Raw genomic sequence first — 20,459 nt, 5'->3', positions numbered from 1 at the left:
CTCGCTCACGCCCCCAACAGGTGATCGAGGATCGCACCGGCTTCCGCCAATGTTTTCGGCTGCATGCATATTAGATCCGCCGTTCCCAGCGCTGGCATCGTTTCGAGCGCGCTATGGCGGCCATATTGGGGGTCACCATTCTTGCCCGGCTTGGCGTAGAGCTGCGACGCAGGCGACAACCGGTGCTTAGTCCAGCTTCTTAGTAGCGACCCAGCGACGCTGGCTTCGAGCCAGATGTTGGCGGGCGTTTTCGCGCTTTGCTCGAACATTAGTTCGATGCGCTTGCCGCTGGGGGTAGTCAGAATGTAGCGCCGGACATAGGCTTCCTGATGGCCGAGCGGGTGTTCGATCGCCAGGACATCCAGCATGGCAGCGATCGCAGATTTGAGATAGGTACGGTCCACGCTCATCAGGACACCGCCTCTTGAGCATCGCGCACGCGCACCTCGCCAGACATCAGCTTTGGGAGGAGATAGTCGCGGGTCTCCGCGACTGTGCGGTTCTCCTGAACAGACGCACTGATGCGTTCGAATAAAGGAGCGGATAGTTTTTCGAAGGCGTCTCTGATCTCAATCGAAGATGTTGGGAGATTGACGTTTTCGAAGGTCTGTCTCGTAATCGTCGAGAAAACCGATCCGTGCGCCATCGATTTCAACCGCTCAACTACCTGCTTGGCCGCTAGATAGGTAAAAAACGGGTGCAAATCCTTCAGTGATCGCAGCGCATAACATGACTGATTGAAGGTCATCTCACGGCCAGCGATTGCCAAATTCCCAACGGTGCCGCGCGCTGTAATGATCGTAGTTCCAGGACTAATCAGCCGCGCTGAGCTGCCGGACAAACCTTGAGGCGTTATGGTCTTTTCTGTTCGAAATACGAATGTGTCGCTCCCCGAAGGGGAATCCACGACGGAGAACCAAGGGATGTCGCCATTCCAGTAGGTAGGTTCTGATGTTTTCGGCGTTCCCCCGCCTATGATGTCGACGAAGTCTGAGAAGGGCTTTTCGTCCCACCCCTCCGGCAAACCGTCATCGCCAAAGCTGCCCGGGAACAAACCGGCGATGTCTGCGGCGCGGGTGGCATTGGGCATGAGGCCACCAAGGAGGGCGACGGGGTCAGTTGCACCCTCCAGCTTGCGGCGGACGGGGCCGAAATCAACGAACCAATCCTTGAAGATCGCCTGCGCCAAAGCCTCCAGTGTCTCGTTCATCCGCCGGTTCAACTCGATCTTGTCGTCGAGGATGGAGAGGATTGACGCGATCTCCTGCTGCTCCACTAACTCGTCGGGCATATCCAACGGATGTGTCGCGGCAAACTGCGTGTATTGGAATCGAGCAACACCGGTGTGCTGAACATGATATGGGAGGAGCTCTTCCCGACAGTATTCGTCTTGCAGCTTCCAAAAAAGATAAGACGAATCAACCTTATCTTCACGCACGCGAAGGAATCTTGCAAAGCTCGCGCAAAGAAGCGGTCGTGCACTAGTGCTTACAATGTTTTTACTTAGGAATACGGTTCGCCCCGTTGGCTGATCCTTGGTTCCTCCCGCTGTTTCGATCAGGATATCGCCTGCTTTTAGCTTTTTCTTTTCAACGACGCTTGACCGCACATAGCGGATTGGGATGCTTGAAAGTTCGCCGTACCGGACCCTTTCGAAATCGGTACCTCGTACGATACCTACTTCGACAAGCCCATCTGCAGGCTCTCCGCTTCCCCATTCGCCGTCGCGGGTGAACGCCAAAAGCTCAGCAAGGACAGCCCTCATTCCGCAAGCCTCGACAGGCTAGCCGTAATCTGGGTTTCCAGGTCGCGCGAACGTTCAAACTGACCTGCCAATGCTTGCCGCAAGGTACCAACTCTTTCCTCGAATAGGACGCCGTCATCTACTGCATCCTCCGCGCCCACAAAACGTCCCGGAGTCAGCACATAGCCGTGCCTTGCAACTTCCTCCTTTGGTGCCGCTCGACAGAAGCCCGGCACATCCTCATAGCCGCCGTCCTTATTGCGCCAGCTGTGGTAGGTCTTGGCGATTTTGGCGATGTCGTCCGGTGCAAATTCCCGACGGGTGCGATCTACCATCACGCCCAACTTGCGCGCGTCGATAAAGAGGATTTCCCCGCGCCGGTCGCGGTGGCCGTTAGCGCTCTTGTCGCGCGCTAGAAACCAGAGACAGGCCGGTATCTGCGTGGAATAGAAGAGTTGCCCAGGCAACGCCACCATGCAGTCGACGGAGTCGTTTTCGATCATCTTCCTGCGAATTTCGCCTTCGCCCGATTGCTGCGAGGACATGGAGCCATTGGCCAGCACCACGCTGGCCGTGCCGCGCGGCGCCAGGTGATGGTAGATGTGGCTGAGCCAGGCATAGTTGGCATTGCCCTGCGGCGGGGTGCCGAAGGCGGTCCAGCGAATGTCTTCGGCAAGGCTCTCTCGCCACCAGTCCGACACGTTGAAAGGCGGATTGGCGAGCACGAAGTCAAACTTCACATTTGAAAATTCATCGCGAATAAAGGAGCCTTCATTGTTCCAGCGAATATCCGCATCGATGCCGCGCACGGCAAGATTCATCTTACACAACCGCCAAGTCGTGTGATTGCGCTCCTGCCCATAGATTGAGATTTGCCGCTTGGCCTCATCGACATTGCGCTGGTCGGAGTGATCCTCGATGAACTTTTCCGATTGCACGAACATGCCGCCTGAGCCGCAGCACGGATCATAAACGCGGCCCCTAAAGGGCTCCAGCATCTCGACCATGACGCGGACCACCGAGCGCGGCGTGAAGAACTCTCCCCCCCGCCGGCCCTCGGCCCCCGCAAAGCCTGACAGAAAATACTCATAGGCACGGCCAAGGAGGTCGCGTGATTTTTCTCCTTCGGTGTGCATGGTAATGTCAGAGAAGAGCTCGACCAGGTCGCCGATCATCTCCTTGTCGAGCGCGGGGCGGCCATAGTCCTTGGGCAGAACGCCCTTCAAAGTGGTGCTGTTGGCCTTCTCAATGGCTTCCATCGCTGCATCGATCAGCCCGCCAATGTCGACCTTTTTCTTACTCCCGGTAACGGGATCAATGATCTCCAGGTCGCGGACGCGGGCGTTGTCACGCAGATAGGACCAGCGAGCAATGTCAGGAACCCAGAACACACGGTCCTGCAGATATTCCTCGGGGTCTTCGGGATCGGCGAATTCCTCCTGCTCCAGCTTGGCGCGCTGCGCCTCAAATGCCTCAGAAATGTATTTCAGGAAAATCAAGCCAAGTGCGACGTGCTTGTATTCCGACGCCTCCAGATTTCCCCGCAGCTTATCGGCGGCCCGAAACAGGTCTGCCTCAAAGCTCAAGTCGCCGTTCCCGTTACGTGCCCCTGCCATACTCTCAATCCTAGCCTTCAGTCGTTATTCGTCATCAGTTCCGGGCCTCCTATAGCCTATGAAACCGCGCGAGCAATAAGCTATGCGATGAGGAAATCTGGCCCAAATTGACAGGCGGTGTTGCCCCAATATTACTCAGGCCATTGTTGATGTGGGATTCGCTCGCTACCCCTGACCCTTATGCCGAATCAGATTAAGATGTTAGCGGAGTAGATGCATACCCCAAAACCTCACGGCGTTGGCCTTCGGCAGGCAGAGGGCCGGTGCGCCAAACTTGCGATCTGCCGATCCTCCTATTCAGCCATATCTCGTAAAGCTGGAATCCAATCTGCCCGCCAATGACCGTCACCCCCGATCTCAGCCATGGTCTGGAACCCAATCAGCTTCGAATGACTTGTTCGTGGGTAGATCTTGAAGGGAGAGACCCCATTGCCTGCACCACCTGAAATGGATGTCGTCCTCGAAAAGCTGCCTTTGAGGATCGGCGCCTATATCCCCGACGACTTGCTGGAGGACTGGTTTGCGCCGGGAACCGGCATGAACCCGGTCAGCAAGGAGGCGCTTGCCGCCGCCAAGAATTACGGTTGGCGCTTCGAATGCGAGTTCAAGCACTACCCCGAACGCAAGGAAGGCGTGTTCTGGAAGTGGGTGCCGGCGATCTGACCGGCGCTGGACGGTTCATCGTTCCGCGGAAACGCAGAACCGGTCTATCTTATTGTTTGACGCAAATACCGGACGGAAAACCGCTTCACACTTTTCCTGGAATTGCTCAGCCTCCGCCTATCGGCGTCGTCACCTTGCCGGTTCCGCCGCATTCGGCCAGCGCCTGGAGTGCTTGCGGGGACTTCGTCCGTGTTGGTCTGACCGGCTTGCCGGGGCTTGCCCTGCAGCTTGTTTCTCAGCCGGGCGACCCAGCCTTCGTCGACCTCGAGCGGCCTGCTGCTGTCGTCCGGCAGGCCTTCGCCGGATTGGCCGATGGTTTCATTGCGCGGCCGGTCGTTCGCGCCTGTCGTGATCTTCTGAGCCATTGCGTTTGCCTTTACGCCTTGCAATTTTTCGAACGCCTCAGCTCCGCGGAGGTTCCGGTTGCGGCCAGCCGCCTTCAGCCGGGTTTTGCCCGCGACGGCCGGCGGCCGCGGCTGGCGAGGATGGTGGGAAGCGTGACCGGACGAAAATCCCAGCTGTCGACACCGACGTCATACTGGCGCGTGACCGGGGTGAGCCGGCCGTGCGAATGGCCATGCAGGTCGATCGACCTCCTGCCGATCTGGTTCCAGGTGCGAAAAGGATAGTGGCAAAGGATCAGCAGGCTGCCGCCGAGCGTCAGCTCCTTGTAGTGTTGCGTGCTCGCCCAACCCGTCGCGTCAATGGTGGCCGCAGCATCGTTGTTGCCGATGATCAAGTGCTTGCTGCCATGAAGAGACGACAGCAGCGACGACACGAAGGACGCCGAGCCCTTGGCAAAATCGCCGAGGTGCCAGACCTCGTCGTCCGGGCCGACAGTCTCGTTCCAGAACGCAATGAGCGCCCGATCATGCTCCGCCAGCGAGCCGAACGGGCGGCGGTCGATGCGCAAAATGCGCGGGTCGCTGAAATGCGTGTCGGCGGTGAAGTAGATCATGCGCTGGAGCCTGTTTCGAACTGCCGATCTGGGCGCGTGGCGCACCAAGTCCATGTTGCTCTCCCCAATGCTTGCTCAACCCGCTCGATCGCCGGTTGTTCCTGTAAACAGGCCCAGGCGGCTTCCGCTTGTTGGAACTTTAAGAAGGGGGACTTTAAAAAGGGGAACTTTGAAACGGGGGAACTTTGAAATGAGACGCAGGTTAGAATGCTTGAGGCCGATGCTCTGAAAGGACCTCGACGATGACCGACGCAGCACCTGTTGGGCGAAGCCCGGCTCAAGCGCGGGGCGATATCGACGCCGGGCGCGGAGGGGATAAGACACCGGGGATCGACCCAGCCGCGGCTCCCATGGAGACGGACGCGGAATCGGCCGGCAGCGTTCCGGCAGAGGATCGGTCTGCGCCTCATGAAAAGCCGGAGTTCACCAACCAGGCGAGCTATGCCAATGCGATGCGTCCGCTGAAGGATGAGCCCGACGTCCAGCCGCGCCGATATGGGCCGGTGCTGGTGATTGCCGCCATCGTCGTGCTGGCCGCGGCGGTTTTCATCGGCGCAGCGATGCTGCGCTGAATATCGCAGATCCGAGAGCAGTGGCTGGACATTTTGCTTCCGGTCCGAGAATTTGCTGACGCGCCAGGTTGAGGCGCGATCAGTCCGGTGCACGTTGACCACGAACCACGAATTCTTTGCCCGAGACGCCACCACCGTGGCGCGCGACATGATTGGCGCGACGCTGCTTTTGCACAGCGTTGGCGGCATCATCGTCGAGACCGAGGCCTATCGCCCCGATGACCCGGCTTCGCATGCTTTCGGTGGCAGGACGGTGCGCAATGGCGCAATGTTCGGCACCCCGGGCAGCGCCTATGTCTATCGCTCCTATGGCCTGCACTGGTGTCTCAATGCCGTGTGCCTGCCCGGCAGCGCCGTGCTCATCCGCGCAATCGAACCGCAATCCGGGCTGGAGGTGATGCGGGCCAATCGCGGCATTGACGACCCCCGGCTGCTTTGCTCGGGACCGGGTCGCCTTTGCCAGGCGCTGGCAATCGACAAATCCCATGACGGGCTGCCACTGGACGTGCCGCCATTCGAATTCAGGCAGCCGGGCGACGCCAGCGCCATTCTTACAGGCCGCCGGATCGGCATTTCCAAGGCTGTCGATGCGGAGTGGCGGTTCGGCCTGCGCGGCTCGGATTATCTGAGCCGCAAGTTCTGACGCCTGCGGCAGCGGCAGAGCAGTTGCCCCCGGCATCACTCGTCGGGTTTGCCGAGATGCATGGGTGTCGCCTGCTGGCGGGCTTCCCTGGTCACCTCGTCGGCTCCGGCAGGTGAAATCCCTCGCAACGCTTTCGCAGCTACGGTCAGGCGCCCGCGATCATTGCCGAAGCTCTTGATCAGCTGGCGGACCTGGTCGGCGGTGATGCCGTTCTGTTGGGCAAAATACTCGATTTCACGGTCGTCTTCCGCAGCAACGCGGTCGCGCTCGCGGAAATCTCGCTTGCTCTTATCGTCGGCCATTTTTTCCTCCTGGTGGAGCTTTGCATCAATGGCAACGTGGGCAAGCGGCTTTTGTTGCCGCGATCGGGCGGACTTTTCCGCCGCCGTGCCGACTGCCCAGGAACCATGAGGCGAGCAGCCGGTTTGGCTGGATGCAGATACGTTCAGCCACCAATTCATACCGATGGAGACTACGATGACGTTCGCAAGCAAAACCACCGTAATTGCCGCGGCGCTGGCCATGTTGGCCGCGCCGGCATTCGGCCAGACGAGCCCACCTGCGCCGGCCGCGCCGGCACCGGATCGTGGCGCCGAACCGTCGCCCGGAATGAGCGGGCAGAGCCAGGATGCCATGCGCGAAATGATGCGCCAGATGATGACCGAGATGCTGGAGGAGAGAATGCAAGAGGATCGCGCGCCCCGGGCGGAACGGCGTGGTCGCGACCGCTGGCATCATGACTACAGGATGGGCCCGCCTGACCGAGGCTGGGAGACGGGTGGTGGCATGGGACGGGGGATGCATGGCGCGAGGATGCGAATGATGTTCGCCATAGTCGATGCCGACGGCGATGGCGCGCTTTCCCAGACCGAACTCCAGGATTTCGTCGGGCGGATATTCAACGCCGTCGATGAGGACGGTGACGGCAGCGTCGACATGCAGGAAATCCGGTCCTTCTTCCACGGAGGCGGCGCCGAGGATCAGGAGTAAGTCTCCCACGGGTCGGCAAGGAGGCCTATCCGGGCAGCGCCACCTACGTCGGCCGGGAAGATGAAACGTCGCTGGCAACGGGATACCAGGCTGCCAGCCGGGGAGATCCGTTCCTTGGCTGGCATTCGAACGCCGGCGGACCAATCAGACCAAGCAGGGATTCGTTGGCCATGACAGAGAAAATTACGGAGAAAACTCCGACCATCGCCCGTATCTGGCGCGGCAGAACAGTGCCTGAAAAGGCGGATGCCTATGAGAGTTACAATTACGAAGCCGGCATCAAGTCGCTGATCGAGAAGGCACTGGGCGTGCAGACCTTTCGCGAGGACACGCCGAGCCATTCGGAATTCGTGACGATCTCCTACTGGGAAAACGTCGAGGCGATGGCGGCGTTCACCGGCGGCGATCCGACGAAAATCCACCATCTCGAGCGGGACGAAGAGTTCCTGATCGAGCTGCCGTCGCGGGTGCAGGTGTTGCGCATCCGATCGAGTCACGGGCGGCTGGGATAGGGCAGCGCCGCCCGGTTCGGCCCGATCTAGGAAATCGCCGTCAAGTCGATTTCGGTAATGTGCCAGCGGCCGAGATTTGCGGTGTAGAGCTTGTCGCCCTTGAAGGCGATGTTGGTGGGATGGGCGAGCGTGGTTGCCGCCGGATCCTCGATCAGCACCTCGAGCCCGCTATCCTGTCGCCAGCGATAGATGCGGCTCGGCTCGTAGCACGAGATGAACAGCGAACCGTCCGGCGCCACGGCGACGCCATCGGGGACGTTGTTCACGCCGTCCACGACGAGCTGGCGAGGTCCTGCCGTGCCGTCGGCACGGATCGGCACATAGCTGACGCAGGCCGCGTGGCTTTCCACGACGTAAAGCCCATTGCCATCCGGCGCCAACGCCATGCCGTTGGCGAAGGCCATGGCCTCGCGGCACCACAGGCCGCCTTCGCCGGTCTGCAGATCATAGCGGAAGATGCCGGAGCGGTTGCCTTCGCCGAGGCTGTCGGAAACGTAGAGCCAGCCGCGCGCCTCGTCGACGATCGGGTAGTTCGGCACGCGGATGCCGGCCGAAGCGAAGCGTTGCATCTCGGCCACCGCGGCATCCCAGCGAAAGACCGCCGCATGTCTCAAATCGCATGCAAAACAGTTGCCTGCGCTATCGAAGGCGATGCCAAGCAGAAAGCCTTCCGTGCCACCCATACGTTCGACCGAGCCGCCATCGGCGGCCAGCCGCAACAGGTCGCCGGTTTCGGTGCCGCACCAGATCGAGCCGTCGCTATGGATGGCCACGCCTTCAGGATGCGCGACGCGCGGGCTGGTGAAGATGCCGTCGAAGAAGACCTTCGCGGCCGACATTTCGAGCAACGGCTTTGCCATGGGACCTTCAGCCTCCTGCGGCCTGCGCGGCGATGCAGCGCTCGACCATCAGCCGGTCGGCCGCGAGGATCTCGGCGATCAGCGCGCCGCGCTCCTTGGCGCTGACGAATTCCAGTCGCCGCAGGCCGAGCGGGTCGATGCGGTTTCGCAGGATATCGAGCGTCTCGTTCGAGGGTAGCGCAAGTTCGTGGCAATCGGCAGCGAATATCACAGCAAATCCGGTGGCATCCTGGATCTGCTGGCGCGTCACGCCCGGCATGGTCTCGATGACGGCGAGTTGCCGGCTCTCCCGGTCGAGCCGAAACACGCAAAGGTCGGTGAACACTAGCGCCGCCCCGGTCCGATAGCCCATCGGCTCGCGTTCGGCCTGCGTCAACAGTCCGCGCGCCGAACTGGCGATCTCGACCGTCTCGACCAGCGACTGCACGGAATGGCGGGGGACGTAGAGCAGATAATCGCAGTGCATGTTCGCGACATCGGCCATGCCGCCTTGCCCGGGCAGACGGATGGCGCTGCCATCGCGTTTGCGCAAGGCTATGGTGTTGACGCGGCCGCGTCGATCGACCTGCGCGGCACCGACGATCTCATGCGTCACTGCGCCGGCCTGGTAGTAGGTCGAATAGGTGTCGTCGCCGCCGGCATGCGCCACTGCCGTTTCGCAATCGAGGCTTTCGATCAGCGACAGGATCATCGGGCTCGGCGCGATGTCGAGATGGCCGCAACTCATGGTGGCGATGATCATGTCCGGCGCGTGCGTCGCTTTGGCCAGCCGATAGGCGACATTGGCCAGCGGCGACACCGCGCCGGCACTGGCAAAGCTGTCATTGTCGAGTTCGGCGGCGATGCGGGCGGCGATGATCTCGTCGATGGACGCCTGCTTTTCGCTGTGCACGAGCCGGGGCATGGCGAGGACTGTCTCAGCCCGGACTTTTGCAGCGTCTTGAACCCGCTCCGGCACGCCTTCCGAAGGCATGCTCAGGCTGTCCGACAAAGGTATTTCCTTGACCGCGAACGCCCCCGCCAACGCTTGATAATCCGTCACATAGAATGGCAGGCAGGAGGCGGGATAGGCGCCGCCCGGCGCCAGCGCTATGGCCGACACCTGATTGCGGGTCAAAATGCTTTGCCGGCCGTCATGGCGCAGCGCCCCGACCGGGACGATTTCCTCAACCGTGACCAGCACCTGGCGCGCCGCGCCGGCCATGGCGAAATCCAGCGCCCGCGGCCCGATGATCTGGACATTGCCGCTCTCGTCGGCGCGCTGGCCATGGACGACGAACGTGTCGAGCCGCAAGGCCGGGATGAACCCGATCTCGGTTCTGGCAATGGGATCTGGCACGGCGATCGCGCCCGGCACGCGCGCCAGCATGTCCGAGCCCTCGGGAAGCTGAAACGGCATCGACGGCAGGTTCTGCTGCGCCGCCCGCAACGCCTGGATCATGGCCAGCGCCGTCCAGTCGCGGACCGGCACGGCATTGGTCTCGGCGGCCGCGCGGAAGCGCGGCGGCAAGCCAAAAATGTCGAGGCTGGAAAAGCAGATGTCGATCTCCGCCACGGCATCCGCTTCGAGGAGCAGTTCGAGCGGCAGGCCGCCGGCCCAGCAGACATAGCGTAGGCCCTTGACGCCCGAGCGGGCGATGGCGCGCAGCAGGGCGATCGGCAGCCGGGCAAAATGATGCCCGCCGACGCCGAAGACATCGCCGCCGCCGACCATCGCCGCCAGGCTCTCGACATCGGTGAAGCGCGGCCGGTTCGGCTTGACCAGGGATGTCATTGCCCAGCCTTCGCCCGCACGGCGCTTTTTTCGGCGAACGCCTTCACCCGCTGCTGGCCGGTCTCGCTACGATAAAGCCCGCCCAGTACGTCGCGCTCCATGGCAAGGCCTCCCGCCAAGTCGCCCGACACGGCGTGCGCTGTAAGCGCCTTCAATGCCTCGATCGCGGCAGCCGGTTCGGCGGCTATCATGCCGGCGAGTTCCAGCGCCCGCGGCATCAGCTTTTCGGCGTCGACGACCTCGTTGACCAGCCCGGCGGCGACGAGCTCGGAAGCCGGCACGATGGCGCCGGTCATCAGCAAAAGGTTGGCGCGGTTGCGGCCGAGCTTTTGGACGCTGCGCTGCGTGCCGCCGCCGCCGGGGACCAGCCCTAGCTTGATCTCGGGCAGGCCGAGCTTCGCGAACTGGTTGGCGATGACGATGTCGCAACACAGCACCAGCTCCATGCCGCCGCCGAGCGCAAAACCATTGACCGCGGCGATGACCGGCTTGCGGTTCTGCTCGATCGCCGCATACATGCGCGTGCCGGCGGTCTGGAAGACATCGAACTCGGCAGCTGTCTGGGCGGCGTATTCCTTGATGTCGGCGCCGGCCATGAAGCCGCGCCCCTCGCCGGTCACCACGATCGCGCCGACCCCGTCATCCCGCGACAGCACCTCGAAAACATCGGTGATCTCGCTTTGCATCAGCCGGTTCATGGCGTTGAGCTGATCGGCGCGACGGAAGGTGACGACTGCGACGCGCCCGGATATTTCCAAGCTGAGTGTCTGGTAAACGCTCATCGTCAGACAGCATCCACGGTCATGTCGCCGGACGCCTCAAGCGCTGCAATCTCGCCGCTGGAGAGGCCGAACTCGGCCAGTATCTCGCGGCCATGCTGGCCGACCAGCGGCGCCGGCCGCTCTATGGTAGGCGGCGTCTCGCTCATCTTGACCGCCGGTGCGACCACCCTGACCTTACCGCCGCGCGGATGATCGTAGCTGGTGATCATGCCCAAGTGCTTGACCTGCGGGTCCTCGGCTGCGCGCCTTATGTCCTTCACCTCGGCACACCAGATGTCGACTGCCAGCAGCCGCACCAGCAGGTCCTGCGTGGCAAACTTCCTGGTTTCGGCGTTGACTTTGTCGAACACCTCGTCGCGTTTGTCGAACAGCGTCTTCAGATCATCGTAGACAGCAAGCTGCGGCGCCTCCAGCACTTCATACAGCGTCTTGAACGGGCTCATGGCGATCGACACATAGCCACCGTCCTTCGCTTCGTAGATACCGAACGGCGCCTGCATGCCGGGGTGGCCGATGCCTGAATTCGGGCGCACGAAATCCTCGCCGAGATTGAGCACGGCGACATATTCCTGATTGAGGTGCGCCAGCATCCCGGCCAGCAGATTGACCTCGATCTTCTGGCCCTTGCCGGTCTTCTCGCGATAGTAGAGCGCCGACAATATCCCGTAGACCATGTTCATGGCGCCGATCTGGTCGGCGAGGCCGGCACCGGCCGGAACAGGGGCCTGATCGCCGCGGCCGGTGTTGGAGATCAGCCCGGACAGCCCCTGGATCAGCATGTCCTGACCGGGACGCTCGACATAGGGGCCTTCCTCGCCATAGCCGGAGCCAGAGCAATAGATGATGGCGGGGTTGACCGCCTTGAAATCCTCGTAGCCATAGCCGAGCCTGGCGAGCACGCCGGGGCGGAAATTCTGCACCACCACATCCGCCTTCTTGGCCATGTCCATGATGATGGCATGCACCTTGCGGCTTTTCAGGTTGAGCGCGATGGAGCGCTTGTTGCGGTTCCAGGCGAGGAAATTCGGGCTTTCGGAGCCGCCGACCCATTTGGCGAAGAAGGTCATGCCGCGGAACATGTCGCCGGCGCCTGAACGCTCGATTTTGATGACGTCGGCGCCCATGTCGCCGAGCAGCTGCGTGGCGAACGGCCCCTGCAGCAGATGGCTGAAATCGAGGATGCGGACGCCTTCGAGGGCCTTGTTCATTTTTGTCTCATTGGTTGTCAAAGCAGGTCGGGTACGTAGCGGGGTGCCGCGGTGAGGCCGCCGTCGACGCGCAGGTCCGTACCGGTGGTGAAGCCGGCGGCGTCGGAGGCGAGATAGACGGCGGCTTCTGCCACTTCGGACGGTTTGCCGATGCGACCGAGCGGATGCATTTTCACCCAGGCCTTGGCGAGATTGCCGCCGATCTCCTTGATCAGTTTGTCGTTCATCGGCGTGTTGATGGTTCCGGGCGAGATCGAGTTGACGCGGATGTTGAGCGGGCCGAACTCGACCGCCATCTGACGCGTCATCGCCATCACCGCACCTTTGGCGCCGGCATAGGCGGTCCAGCCGTCGAGCCCGATATGACCTTGCGCCGAGGCCATGTTGATGATCGAGCCCGATTTCTGCGCGATCATATGCGGCAGCGCATATTTGCAGCCGCGAAACACGCTGGTCAGGTTGACCGCGATCAGCCGGTGCCACTGCTCGTCGGTCATCTCATGGACCGGCATGCCGCCGATGGCGATGGCGGCATTGTTGACGAGAATGTCGAGATGGCCGGTCTTGCCGACGGCTGCGGCGATAAGAGCGGCGATATCGGCCTCGTCCGCGACGTCGCAATGGATGTAGTCGGCGCGGTGGCCGGCGGCGCGCAGCTCGGCTGCGAATTTTTCACCCTTCTCGTCGGCGATGTCGCCGAGGAAGACGTGCGCGCCTTCCCTTGCCATCGCCTCGCTGATCGCGTGGCCGATGCCGTCGGCGGCGCCGGTGACGATTGCGGTTTTCCCTTTGAGACGATCCATATCAGCCTCCAATGGCGTGCCGGCGCTTTGCTTCGTCGAAGGCGACGGCGGCAATGATGATCATGCCGGTGATGACCAGTTGCCACTCGGTCGGCAGGCCGAGACCGCGCAGCCCGTTGGACAGGAACTGCAGGATCAGCACGCCGAGCGCCATGCCGGTCAGGCTGCCTATGCCGCCGGCAAGGCTCACCCCGCCGAGCACGGTGGCGGCAACGACCTGGAACTCGAAATTCAGCCCGGCCGTATGCTGCGCCGAACCGACGCGGGCTGCCAGGATGATGCCGGCTACCGTCGCCAGCAGCGCGCTGATGATGAAGCAGGTGAACTTGACGCGGCGCACGTCGTAACCCGCCAGCCGTGCCACTTCCGGATTGCCGCCGACGGCATAGATCTGCCGCCCGAACGGCCGGTGCTGCATCACGTAGGCGAAGACGGCGAGCAGGACGATGGCGATGACAGCCGAATAGGGAACGACGTTGAACAGGCGGCCGTCCGACAGCGCGATGAAGCTGTCGAGCGCGGCATCGTCTGGAATAGCACGCTGGCCGGTATAGAGATAAACGCCGCCGCGCATGATGAACATCGTGCCCAGGGTCACGATCAGCGAGTTGATGCCGGCATAGGCCGTCAGATAGCCATTCACGACGCCGATGATCAGCCCGAACAGCAGCGCGCCACTGATGCCGAGCACAAGCGAGTTGGTGTCGTTCATGATGATGATCAGCGGCAGCGCGATCGTCGCCAGCAGCGAGCCGATCGAGATGTCGACCTCGCCTGATATGAAGACGATGGCGCAGCCGATGCCGGCTGTCAGCGCCAGCGAAGCCTGACCGAGCACATTGGTGATGTTGCGCACGGAGAAGAAATTCTCGGCGGTGAAGGAAAAGAACGCGATCACCAGGATGAGGCAGAGGAGCAATGCCAATTCCTGCCGCGCGACGAGCCGCGCCAGCATGGACGGTCCAGCTTTCATGGTGTCGGTGCTTGCCAGGCTCATCGCTTGGTCCCTTTGCGAAGCGTCATCGTCTTAGCCGATCGCCGCATTGAGGATGTTCTCCTGCGTGGCCTCGTCGCGAGGCATGATCGCGGTGAGGCGGCCTTCGCACATCACCGCGATGCGGTCGGCAAGCCCCAGCAGCTCGGGCATTTCGGACGTCATCATGACGACCGCCAGGCCCTCGCCGGCGAGCCGGTCGATGAGCGCAAAAATCTCCGACTTGGCGCCGACGTCGATGCCGCGGGTCGGCTCGTCGACGACGATCACCTTCAGGCCTCGCATCAGCCAGCGCGAGATCAGCACCTTCTGCTGATTGCCGCCGGACAGATTCTTGACCTGCTGGAACAGGCTGGGCGTCCGGATGCGGAAACGGTCGACATAGTCCTGCACCGCCTTGCGTTCGCTGACCTTGTCGACGAAGCCCATTCTGGCGAAGGCGCCGAGTGAGGCGAGGCTGGCATTCTGGTAGACCGGCAACTCGCCCATCAGCCCCTCGCTCTTGCGGTCCTCGGTGAGCAGGCCGATGCCGAGCCGGACGCCGGTGTGCGTTTCGTGCGGCAGCAGCCGGCTGCCATCGACCGAAATGGCGCCGGAAGTGATCGGGTCGAAGCCGACGATGGCCTTGGCGAGCTCGGTCCGGCCGGCCCCCATCAGGCCGAAGAAGCCGAGGACCTCGCCGGCATGCGCCTCGAACGACACATCCTTCAGCTTCTTGGCGGTGCTGAGCCCTTCAACGGAAAGCGCGACCTTGCTGCCCGGCGCGCCGCGCTTGCGAGGGAACAGGTTTTCGATGCGCCGGCCGATCATGTCCTGGATCAGCGTGTCGTTGGTGTGCTCGCCGATCGGCCTGGTCGAGACGTGGCGGCCATCGCGCAGCACGGTCACGGTGTCGGCGATCTCGAAGACCTCGTCGAGCTTGTGGCTGACATAGAGCACCGCGATGCCGAGCGCGGCCAGCCGGCGGATGACGGTGAACAGCAGCGAGACCTCGTTCGGCGTCAGCGAGGAGGTCGGCTCGTCCATCACCACGACGCGGGCCTCATGGGCGAGTGCGCGGGCGATCTCGACCATCTGCTGCTGGCTGACCGGCAGCGATCCCGTGCGCGCCGCCGGGTCGACATTGAAGCCGATACGCTTGAACAGAGCGGCCGCATCGGCACGGATCTTCTTCCAGTCGATCGAGCCGCCTTTGCCGGTCGGATAGCCTTCGAGGAAGATGTTTTCGGCGACGCTGAATTCGGCGATCAGCGCGATCTCCTGGAACACCACCTTGATGCCCTCTTTCAGGCTATCGCGCGGCGACTTGATGTCGGCCTCGCGGCCGCGCAGGCGGATGGTGCCGGCATCCTTGCCGTAGACCCCGGCCATGATCTTGATCAGCGTCGACTTGCCGGCGCCGTTCTCGCCCATCAGGGCATGGATTTTGCCGGGTTCCAAGGTCAGATCGACATTGTCCAGCGCCACCACGCCGGGAAAACGCTTGCCGATACCGCGCATCTCCAGCGCCGGCACGCTTTTGTCGACAGCCACGGTTTCGCCGGGGTGAAGGAAATCAACCGACATTGGCTCTGTTCCGCACGATGTCGAGATAGGTCGCCAGGATGATGACGATGCCGGGCACCACCATCTGCAGGTCCTGGTTCCAGCCGAGGATGATGATGCCGTTGTCGATGACCTTCAGCACCAGCACGCCCAGCAACGTGCCGAGCAGCGAGCCGCGGCCGCCAAGCAGGCTGGTGCCGCCGAGGATGACGGCGGCAATCACCGTCAGCTCGAAGCCGCGGCCGGCGGTCGGCTGGCCGGCATTCATCAGCGACGACAGGATCATGCCGGCGATGCCGACGCACAGGCCGGTGACGACGAAGGCGAACAGTTTCAGCCGTTGCGAGCGCACGCCGGAGAGACGAACCGCGCGCTCGTTGGCGCCGACAGCGTAGAGATAACGGCCGAGCGTGGTGAAGCGCAGCGTTGCCGCGGCCAGCGCGAAAATCAGCGCGGCAATGACTACGGGCAGCGGGATCGCGCCGAGATAGCCGGCGCCGAGATCGGTGAAGCCGGCAAGCCGGTGGTGGTTCTGCACCGCCTCGCGGGTGAACAGATAAACGCCGCCCTGCAGCATCATCATGGTGCCGATGGTGGCGATCAGCGAGTTCACTTTGAGCCTGGTGACGACCAGCCCGTTGAACAGGCCGACGGCACCGGCAAAGGCGAGCGCCGCCAGCAGCCCGAGCGTCAGGCTGTGCGTTGAATTCAGCACGGCCATGCCGATGCAGCCGACAAAAGCCAGCGATGCACCGACCGACAGGTCGACTTCCGCGGTGATGATCAGCATCGTCATGCCGGAGGCGACGATCAGCACCAGCGCGCATTGGCGCAGGATGGCGATGATGTTGGCCTCGGAATAGAATTGCGGCGCGGCAATCGAAATGGCGATGCAGAGCACGGCCAGGATCACGCCGAGCACCAGCTGGCTGCTGCCCAGCAGCTGGCCGCCGATGAAACGCCTTGGCGCGGAGGATTGCGTAAGCTCGCTCATGTCCATTTCATTTCCGGGCCCGTATCGGTGCCGTCGCCGTCTGGAACTGCCGGCCAAAACAGGACGGTTGCCCTGTTTTGCCGTCGGCATATCCGATCCGCCGCCCTTCCCGCCGTGCGGGAAGGGCTACCCGGAATCCTTACTTCTTCAGATCGGCGGAAGTTTTCATGCATTTTTCCGGTGGCTGAAGCGCATTGACGGCATCCCATTTGATTTTGCGTGTGGTGCCATCGTAGTCGTAGAACTTCTTCCAGTCGTCGCCGTTCATCGGCGTGGTCGGGCTGACGATGTGTTCCGGCACCTCTTCGCCGTTGAAGAGCTTAACCGCTGCATCGATGGCGGTGTAGCCTTCCTTTTCCGGGAACATCGCGGCTTCGATGCGATAGGACGGCTCGTTCTGCATTGCATTGATGAAGGCGAGGCCTTCGCCGCCGGTGCCGACCGTCAACAGGCCGTCCTGCGACTTGCCGGCCGCTTTCCAAGCCTGAAGGCCGCCGAGCGAGGAGGAATCGTTGATGCCGTAGATGATGTTGATGTCGGCGTTCTTGGCAAGTGCCGCCGAAGAGACCTCGAGCGCGCGATCGGGATTGCCGCCACCGTCGAGGTCGTGGACCATGACCGCGTCGGGGATGATGGTCTTGAGGCCATCCATGAAACCCTGCGACCGCAGCACCGTGGCGGACAGCAGCGGCAGGCCGACATTCATCACCTTGGCTTTGCCTTCGAGCTTTTCCTTGGCGTATTTGCCGGCTTCGACGCCGGCGGTGTAGCCGGTGTCGTAGTCGCAGATCGCGACCATTGTGGTCATGCCCTTGACCGGATTGCCTTCGAGCACGACTGGAACGTTGTTGGATTTCGCCTGGCGCAGCAGCGGCACGACGCCTTCCTCGTTGACGGGCGTGATGATCAGGACGTCGACGCCCTTGGCCATGAAGTCTTCGGCGGCGGAGACCTCCTTGGCAACGTCCAGATTGGCGTCCTGCACCTCGAGCTCGATACCGAGTTCCTTGGCGCGGGACTGCATGCCCTTGATGACGTTCTGATACCACTCATGCGTGGCGTAGTTGGTGACGTAGCCGATGCGCTTCGGCATGTTTTCGGCGTGTGCCGCGGCGGCGCTCAGAGCAAGCACCGCCGCCGAGGCAAACAGCATCGATTTGGACCAGTTCATGTTTCTTCTCCCTGTATTTCTTGTCAGTTGCTGAACGGATAGTCCCGCCGTTCCGGGTCGGCACGTGAAGAGGCGGCAGCTTCGCCCGCGCCCAGCGCCGCCGATATCGTCTCGGCCGCCGCCTTCGTCCGCTCGAAGACGGTGCTGCGATCGAAGCGGGCGGCCTTTTGCGGCAGGAAGGGGACGGTGAGCGCGGCAATGACGGCGCCGGTATGGTCGCGCACCGGCATCGAGATGTTGGTGCAGCCCTCGACAGCCAGCGAGGCGCGCATTTCATAGCCGAGCCTTGCGACCTCGTTCAGCCGCGCTTCGATTTCCGCCCGGCTGCCTTGGCCTTCGCCTGCGGCGACGATCCGTTCGACGATGCGGTCGCGCTCGGCGCGGCTCGAATGCGCCAGCAGCACCGCGCCGGAGCTCGTTTCGAGGATCGGGAAATGCGAGCCAAGGGCAACCGAATAACGCATCGGCAAAGGCGAATCGATCTGCAGCACGACCAGTGCGCTCTCGCCTTCGCGCACGACCAGATGGCAGCTCTGGTCGGCATTGGCGGCGAGGCCGCGCATCACCGGCAGCGCACATTCGACCAGGCGGTTCACCGGGGGATGCATATGCGCCAGCTCGAACAGCTTCAGCGACAGGCGGAAGCGGTCCGATTGCGTCCGGAAAATGTAGCCGCGCTTCTCCAGCAACAGCAGGATGCGGTAGATCTCGTGAATGGAGCGCCCCATTCCGGTGGCGATCTCGGTTTGGGTCAGCGGCTCGCCGCTGGCAGCCATGAATTCCAGTATGTCGAGCGCCTTCTCCACCGCCGGCACCCGATAGCCGTTGCGGCCGCTTTCGCCTTCGTCGACGATCTGGGCAATATCGGCGGCCATTACGCGACGCTCCGTTGCGGCTGGCCATGCCTGGTCTCGCGATAGAGCCGGTTCAGCCGATCCGCGAGCTCGGCCGCCTGCAATTCGCCGGCGATCGCCGCCGCGGCATGAGGGGCGCATTGGCGGAAGAAGCTGATGAAACCCGGATGGGTCGGGCGCAGATAGGAGGCTTCGATCGTCGCCAGCGTCGAGGCGAAGAAGCCGCCCGAGAGAGCGTTGACCTCGGTATCCTGCCACGCCGCCAGCGACCCCGGCTGTCCGCCGGATTTCACATAGTCGCCGCGCTGATAGCCGGGCGAGCACAGAAATAGCGCGTAATCGATGGCTGCCTGCTTGTGTTTCGATTGGGCGCTGACGCCGATGCCGGCGCCGCCGAGCAAGGCGCCGGCGGATCGCGGCGTCGGCACGTCGGCGAAGCGCAGATACGGCCTGTCTGCCTTAGAGGCGTAGTTCACATAGCCGAAGGCGAACGGCACGTAGACCACGTCGTCATGCGCGATCATGTGATCGTAGCAGCGGATCGGGTTCCATTTCGGCGAATCCGGATGCGACAGCGCTGCAAGCTGGCGCAACTGCCCGACGGCCTGCGCGATTTTTTCCCCGGCGATGAACTCGTCGCCGTCTTCCCGGGGCTCACCCAGCGTCAAAAGCAGGCACATGGCGTCAGTCGGCACCAACGGCAGCCCAAGCCATTTGCCGTCCTTCAAGGCGCGCCGGCCGAGCTCCAGCACCTCGTCATGGCTGCGCGGCAGCGGCCCGTAGCGCTCCAGCAGATCGGGGCGATACGAGGCAACCTGACAGGCAGCATCGATCGGCAACGCCCATTGAAGCCCGTCCCTTGCGTAGGATTGCCAGGACGCGCCAACCGAATCCCGTTCGAAGCCGCGGCGCTGCTCGGCCGACAAATCGAACGGCACCATCAGCCCGCCTTCGGCAATATCGCCGATGAACGGATGGTCGAACACGACAAGATCATAGGCGCCGAGCACCGGACCAAGCGCGCCCTCGCCGAATTCGTAGAGGCTGCGGCGGTCCCATTCGATCTCAAGACCGGGATTGCCGGCACAATACGGCCCGATGCTGGCGTCGAGCGGACCCCAGCAGCGTCGGTGATCCCACGCGAGACCGCGCAGTCTTGTCATGCCCGAAATTCCTCCCAGAGGCGGCCATGCGCCGGCCCAGCCGATTAGTAGCAACTATTTTCACCTAGACAAGTAGTTTTTACATACGCAAAGCCAGTCCTCGCTTCCGTTTGGCGAGAAAGCCGCCCAACCATCCTTGGTGCGCATCGCGTTGCCGCCGGCCTGCAACCAAAGGCTGCGATGGATCTGGCTTTTGGGGAACTTTCGCGACGAACATTCGTTCGGTTGGCGCGGCCATCTGGAGCAGCATCACTGGAATCAGCAGCCACGTCGCAGGGAGCGGACTAAATGGACCAACCGTGGGCGCGGCCATGAACCGGTTTACCGCCTTGGCATTCGCCACGTTTCTGGCGATAACTTCGATCTGGGTCCTGTTCCTGGTTTCTTAAGATTTGGCTCTGGTTTTTCAGGATTTGGCTCTGGTTTGTTAGGATTTGGAGGGGTTCTCGACAGGTCGACCGCTTAACGACAACATCCACGGCATGCGGTTCTGCCAGCCGGAGCCGCGTGCGTGAAGAAACTGTCGCCAGGAGCACACCGGCGCGCACATTCGGGGGTTGGCAGCCACGCTGCCTGCAACGTTCCATCGGTTTTCAGGAAACGGCGAGATCTC

Annotated in this window: 22 protein-coding genes; 5 read left to right on the top strand and 17 right to left on the bottom strand. The window is 62.4% G+C overall.

What is annotated here, in order from left to right; translation table 11 throughout:
- Positions 1 to 5: 5 nt before the first annotated feature.
- Genes NKH50_RS13420 through NKH50_RS13410 form a run of 3 tightly spaced genes read right to left on the bottom strand, consistent with a single transcriptional unit; the run spans position 6 to position 3,330 of the window.
- Entirely contained in the window at positions 6 to 410 is a 405-nt protein-coding gene (locus tag NKH50_RS13420; RefSeq protein ID WP_352879284.1) for a hypothetical protein, read from the bottom strand.
- Positions 410 to 1,765: a restriction endonuclease subunit S gene (locus NKH50_RS13415; protein WP_352879282.1), complete on the bottom strand. Its 1,356-nt coding sequence runs from the start codon at positions 1,763 to 1,765 to the stop codon at positions 410 to 412. The genes NKH50_RS13420 and NKH50_RS13415 overlap by 1 nt, the downstream gene beginning before the upstream one ends.
- Positions 1,762 to 3,330, bottom strand: a complete 1,569-nt coding sequence (locus NKH50_RS13410) for a type I restriction-modification system subunit M (protein ID WP_352879280.1) — start codon at positions 3,328 to 3,330, stop codon at positions 1,762 to 1,764. The genes NKH50_RS13415 and NKH50_RS13410 overlap by 4 nt, the downstream gene beginning before the upstream one ends.
- Before the next feature lie 459 nt (positions 3,331 to 3,789).
- On the opposite strand from NKH50_RS13410, the gene NKH50_RS13405 reads away from it, so the two are divergent.
- Positions 3,790 to 4,023: a hypothetical protein gene (locus NKH50_RS13405; RefSeq protein ID WP_352539901.1), complete on the top strand. Its 234-nt coding sequence runs from the start codon at positions 3,790 to 3,792 to the stop codon at positions 4,021 to 4,023.
- Positions 4,024 to 4,067: 44 nt separating this feature from the next.
- On the opposite strand, the gene NKH50_RS13400 is transcribed toward NKH50_RS13405, so the two are convergent.
- Both NKH50_RS13400 and NKH50_RS13395 read right to left on the bottom strand, forming a co-directional pair.
- Complete coding sequence (locus NKH50_RS13400; RefSeq protein ID WP_352879278.1) at positions 4,068 to 4,388, bottom strand: hypothetical protein; 321 nt, start codon at positions 4,386 to 4,388, stop codon at positions 4,068 to 4,070.
- A gap of 74 nt (positions 4,389 to 4,462) precedes the next feature.
- Positions 4,463 to 4,981 carry a metallophosphoesterase gene (locus tag NKH50_RS13395; protein ID WP_352879276.1) on the bottom strand — a complete coding sequence of 173 codons (519 nt, stop codon included), beginning with the start codon at positions 4,979 to 4,981 and terminating at the stop codon, positions 4,463 to 4,465.
- Positions 4,982 to 5,223: 242 nt separating this feature from the next.
- On the opposite strand from NKH50_RS13395, the gene NKH50_RS13390 reads away from it, so the two are divergent.
- Together NKH50_RS13390 and NKH50_RS13385 are read left to right on the top strand one after the other, a co-directional pair.
- Positions 5,224 to 5,553 carry a hypothetical protein gene (locus tag NKH50_RS13390; RefSeq protein WP_352879274.1) on the top strand — a complete coding sequence of 110 codons (330 nt, stop codon included), beginning with the start codon at positions 5,224 to 5,226 and terminating at the stop codon, positions 5,551 to 5,553.
- Between the two features lie 94 nt (positions 5,554 to 5,647).
- The gene (locus NKH50_RS13385) at positions 5,648 to 6,196 is read left to right on the top strand and encodes a DNA-3-methyladenine glycosylase (RefSeq protein WP_352879272.1); all 549 of its coding nucleotides are present in this window, start codon (positions 5,648 to 5,650) and stop codon (positions 6,194 to 6,196) included.
- 35 nt (positions 6,197 to 6,231) lie between these two features.
- Here the strand turns inward: NKH50_RS13385 and NKH50_RS13380 are convergent, their stop codons facing one another.
- The gene (locus NKH50_RS13380) at positions 6,232 to 6,720 is read right to left on the bottom strand and encodes a DUF3606 domain-containing protein (RefSeq protein WP_352879270.1); all 489 of its coding nucleotides are present in this window, start codon (positions 6,718 to 6,720) and stop codon (positions 6,232 to 6,234) included.
- On the opposite strand from NKH50_RS13380, the gene NKH50_RS13375 reads away from it, so the two are divergent.
- On the top strand, positions 6,719 to 7,186 hold the full coding sequence (locus NKH50_RS13375; protein WP_352879268.1) for an EF-hand domain-containing protein: 468 nt from the start codon (positions 6,719 to 6,721) through the stop codon (positions 7,184 to 7,186). The genes NKH50_RS13380 and NKH50_RS13375 overlap by 2 nt on opposite strands.
- A gap of 170 nt (positions 7,187 to 7,356) precedes the next feature.
- Positions 7,357 to 7,698, top strand: a complete 342-nt coding sequence (locus NKH50_RS13370) for an antibiotic biosynthesis monooxygenase family protein (protein ID WP_352879266.1) — start codon at positions 7,357 to 7,359, stop codon at positions 7,696 to 7,698.
- Positions 7,699 to 7,724: 26 nt separating this feature from the next.
- On the opposite strand, the gene NKH50_RS13365 is transcribed toward NKH50_RS13370, so the two are convergent.
- From NKH50_RS13365 to NKH50_RS13315, 11 genes are all read right to left on the bottom strand, one after another.
- Positions 7,725 to 8,558, bottom strand: coding sequence for an SMP-30/gluconolactonase/LRE family protein (locus tag NKH50_RS13365; protein ID WP_352879264.1), 834 nt, complete (start codon positions 8,556 to 8,558; stop codon positions 7,725 to 7,727).
- A gap of 7 nt (positions 8,559 to 8,565) precedes the next feature.
- Entirely contained in the window at positions 8,566 to 10,332 is a 1,767-nt protein-coding gene (locus NKH50_RS13360) for a CoA-transferase (protein ID WP_352879263.1), read from the bottom strand.
- On the bottom strand, positions 10,329 to 11,114 hold the full coding sequence (locus NKH50_RS13355; protein WP_352879261.1) for an enoyl-CoA hydratase/isomerase family protein: 786 nt from the start codon (positions 11,112 to 11,114) through the stop codon (positions 10,329 to 10,331). The genes NKH50_RS13360 and NKH50_RS13355 overlap by 4 nt, the downstream gene beginning before the upstream one ends.
- A 2-nt stretch (positions 11,115 to 11,116) precedes the next feature.
- Positions 11,117 to 12,322 carry a CaiB/BaiF CoA transferase family protein gene (locus NKH50_RS13350; RefSeq protein WP_352879259.1) on the bottom strand — a complete coding sequence of 402 codons (1,206 nt, stop codon included), beginning with the start codon at positions 12,320 to 12,322 and terminating at the stop codon, positions 11,117 to 11,119.
- 17 nt (positions 12,323 to 12,339) lie between these two features.
- On the bottom strand, positions 12,340 to 13,125 hold the full coding sequence (locus NKH50_RS13345) for an SDR family NAD(P)-dependent oxidoreductase (RefSeq protein WP_352879257.1): 786 nt from the start codon (positions 13,123 to 13,125) through the stop codon (positions 12,340 to 12,342).
- Position 13,126: 1 nt separating this feature from the next.
- Entirely contained in the window at positions 13,127 to 14,122 is a 996-nt protein-coding gene (locus tag NKH50_RS13340) for an ABC transporter permease (protein ID WP_352571836.1), read from the bottom strand.
- Positions 14,123 to 14,152: 30 nt separating this feature from the next.
- A complete protein-coding gene (locus tag NKH50_RS13335) occupies positions 14,153 to 15,685 on the bottom strand; it encodes a sugar ABC transporter ATP-binding protein (RefSeq protein ID WP_352879254.1) in 1,533 nt (510 codons plus the stop codon).
- Entirely contained in the window at positions 15,675 to 16,658 is a 984-nt protein-coding gene (locus NKH50_RS13330; protein ID WP_352571838.1) for an ABC transporter permease, read from the bottom strand. The genes NKH50_RS13335 and NKH50_RS13330 overlap by 11 nt, the downstream gene beginning before the upstream one ends.
- 139 nt (positions 16,659 to 16,797) lie before the next feature.
- Entirely contained in the window at positions 16,798 to 17,829 is a 1,032-nt protein-coding gene (locus NKH50_RS13325) for a sugar ABC transporter substrate-binding protein (protein WP_352879252.1), read from the bottom strand.
- Positions 17,830 to 17,852: 23 nt separating this feature from the next.
- Positions 17,853 to 18,704, bottom strand: coding sequence for an IclR family transcriptional regulator (locus NKH50_RS13320; RefSeq protein WP_352449531.1), 852 nt, complete (start codon positions 18,702 to 18,704; stop codon positions 17,853 to 17,855).
- Positions 18,704 to 19,846 carry an extracellular solute-binding protein gene (locus tag NKH50_RS13315; RefSeq protein WP_352879250.1) on the bottom strand — a complete coding sequence of 381 codons (1,143 nt, stop codon included), beginning with the start codon at positions 19,844 to 19,846 and terminating at the stop codon, positions 18,704 to 18,706. Before NKH50_RS13315 ends, NKH50_RS13320 begins: the two co-directional genes overlap by 1 nt.
- Positions 19,847 to 20,459 lie beyond the last annotated feature (613 nt).

This window comes from Mesorhizobium sp. M1027, assembly GCF_040318745.1.
Lineage (GTDB): Bacteria > Pseudomonadota > Alphaproteobacteria > Rhizobiales > Rhizobiaceae > Mesorhizobium.
This window is presented reverse-complemented; position numbering and strand designations above follow the sequence as displayed.

Excerpts from the sequence above, each read along its gene's own strand:
- NKH50_RS13420 (WP_352879284.1), bottom strand. The coding sequence starts at position 410 with ATGAGCGTGGACCGTACCTATCTCAAATCTGCGATCGCTGCCATGCTG.
- NKH50_RS13415 (WP_352879282.1), bottom strand. The coding sequence starts at position 1,765 with ATGAGGGCTGTCCTTGCTGAGCTTTTGGCGTTCACCCGCGACGGCGAA.
- NKH50_RS13400 (WP_352879278.1), bottom strand. The coding sequence starts at position 4,388 with ATGGCTCAGAAGATCACGACAGGCGCGAACGACCGGCCGCGCAATGAA.
- NKH50_RS13395 (WP_352879276.1), bottom strand. The coding sequence starts at position 4,981 with ATGATCTACTTCACCGCCGACACGCATTTCAGCGACCCGCGCATTTTG.
- NKH50_RS13390 (WP_352879274.1), top strand. The coding sequence starts at position 5,224 with ATGACCGACGCAGCACCTGTTGGGCGAAGCCCGGCTCAAGCGCGGGGC.
- NKH50_RS13375 (WP_352879268.1), top strand. The coding sequence starts at position 6,719 with ATGTTGGCCGCGCCGGCATTCGGCCAGACGAGCCCACCTGCGCCGGCC.
- NKH50_RS13380 (WP_352879270.1), bottom strand. The coding sequence starts at position 6,720 with ATGGCCAGCGCCGCGGCAATTACGGTGGTTTTGCTTGCGAACGTCATC.
- NKH50_RS13370 (WP_352879266.1), top strand. The coding sequence starts at position 7,357 with ATGACAGAGAAAATTACGGAGAAAACTCCGACCATCGCCCGTATCTGG.
- NKH50_RS13365 (WP_352879264.1), bottom strand. The coding sequence starts at position 8,558 with ATGGCAAAGCCGTTGCTCGAAATGTCGGCCGCGAAGGTCTTCTTCGAC.
- NKH50_RS13360 (WP_352879263.1), bottom strand. The coding sequence starts at position 10,332 with ATGACATCCCTGGTCAAGCCGAACCGGCCGCGCTTCACCGATGTCGAG.
- NKH50_RS13355 (WP_352879261.1), bottom strand. The coding sequence starts at position 11,114 with ATGAGCGTTTACCAGACACTCAGCTTGGAAATATCCGGGCGCGTCGCA.
- NKH50_RS13350 (WP_352879259.1), bottom strand. The coding sequence starts at position 12,322 with ATGAACAAGGCCCTCGAAGGCGTCCGCATCCTCGATTTCAGCCATCTG.
- NKH50_RS13345 (WP_352879257.1), bottom strand. The coding sequence starts at position 13,125 with ATGGATCGTCTCAAAGGGAAAACCGCAATCGTCACCGGCGCCGCCGAC.
- NKH50_RS13340 (WP_352571836.1), bottom strand. The coding sequence starts at position 14,122 with ATGAGCCTGGCAAGCACCGACACCATGAAAGCTGGACCGTCCATGCTG.
- NKH50_RS13335 (WP_352879254.1), bottom strand. The coding sequence starts at position 15,685 with ATGTCGGTTGATTTCCTTCACCCCGGCGAAACCGTGGCTGTCGACAAA.
- NKH50_RS13330 (WP_352571838.1), bottom strand. The coding sequence starts at position 16,658 with ATGAGCGAGCTTACGCAATCCTCCGCGCCAAGGCGTTTCATCGGCGGC.
- NKH50_RS13325 (WP_352879252.1), bottom strand. The coding sequence starts at position 17,829 with ATGAACTGGTCCAAATCGATGCTGTTTGCCTCGGCGGCGGTGCTTGCT.
- NKH50_RS13320 (WP_352449531.1), bottom strand. The coding sequence starts at position 18,704 with ATGGCCGCCGATATTGCCCAGATCGTCGACGAAGGCGAAAGCGGCCGC.
- NKH50_RS13315 (WP_352879250.1), bottom strand. The coding sequence starts at position 19,846 with ATGACAAGACTGCGCGGTCTCGCGTGGGATCACCGACGCTGCTGGGGT.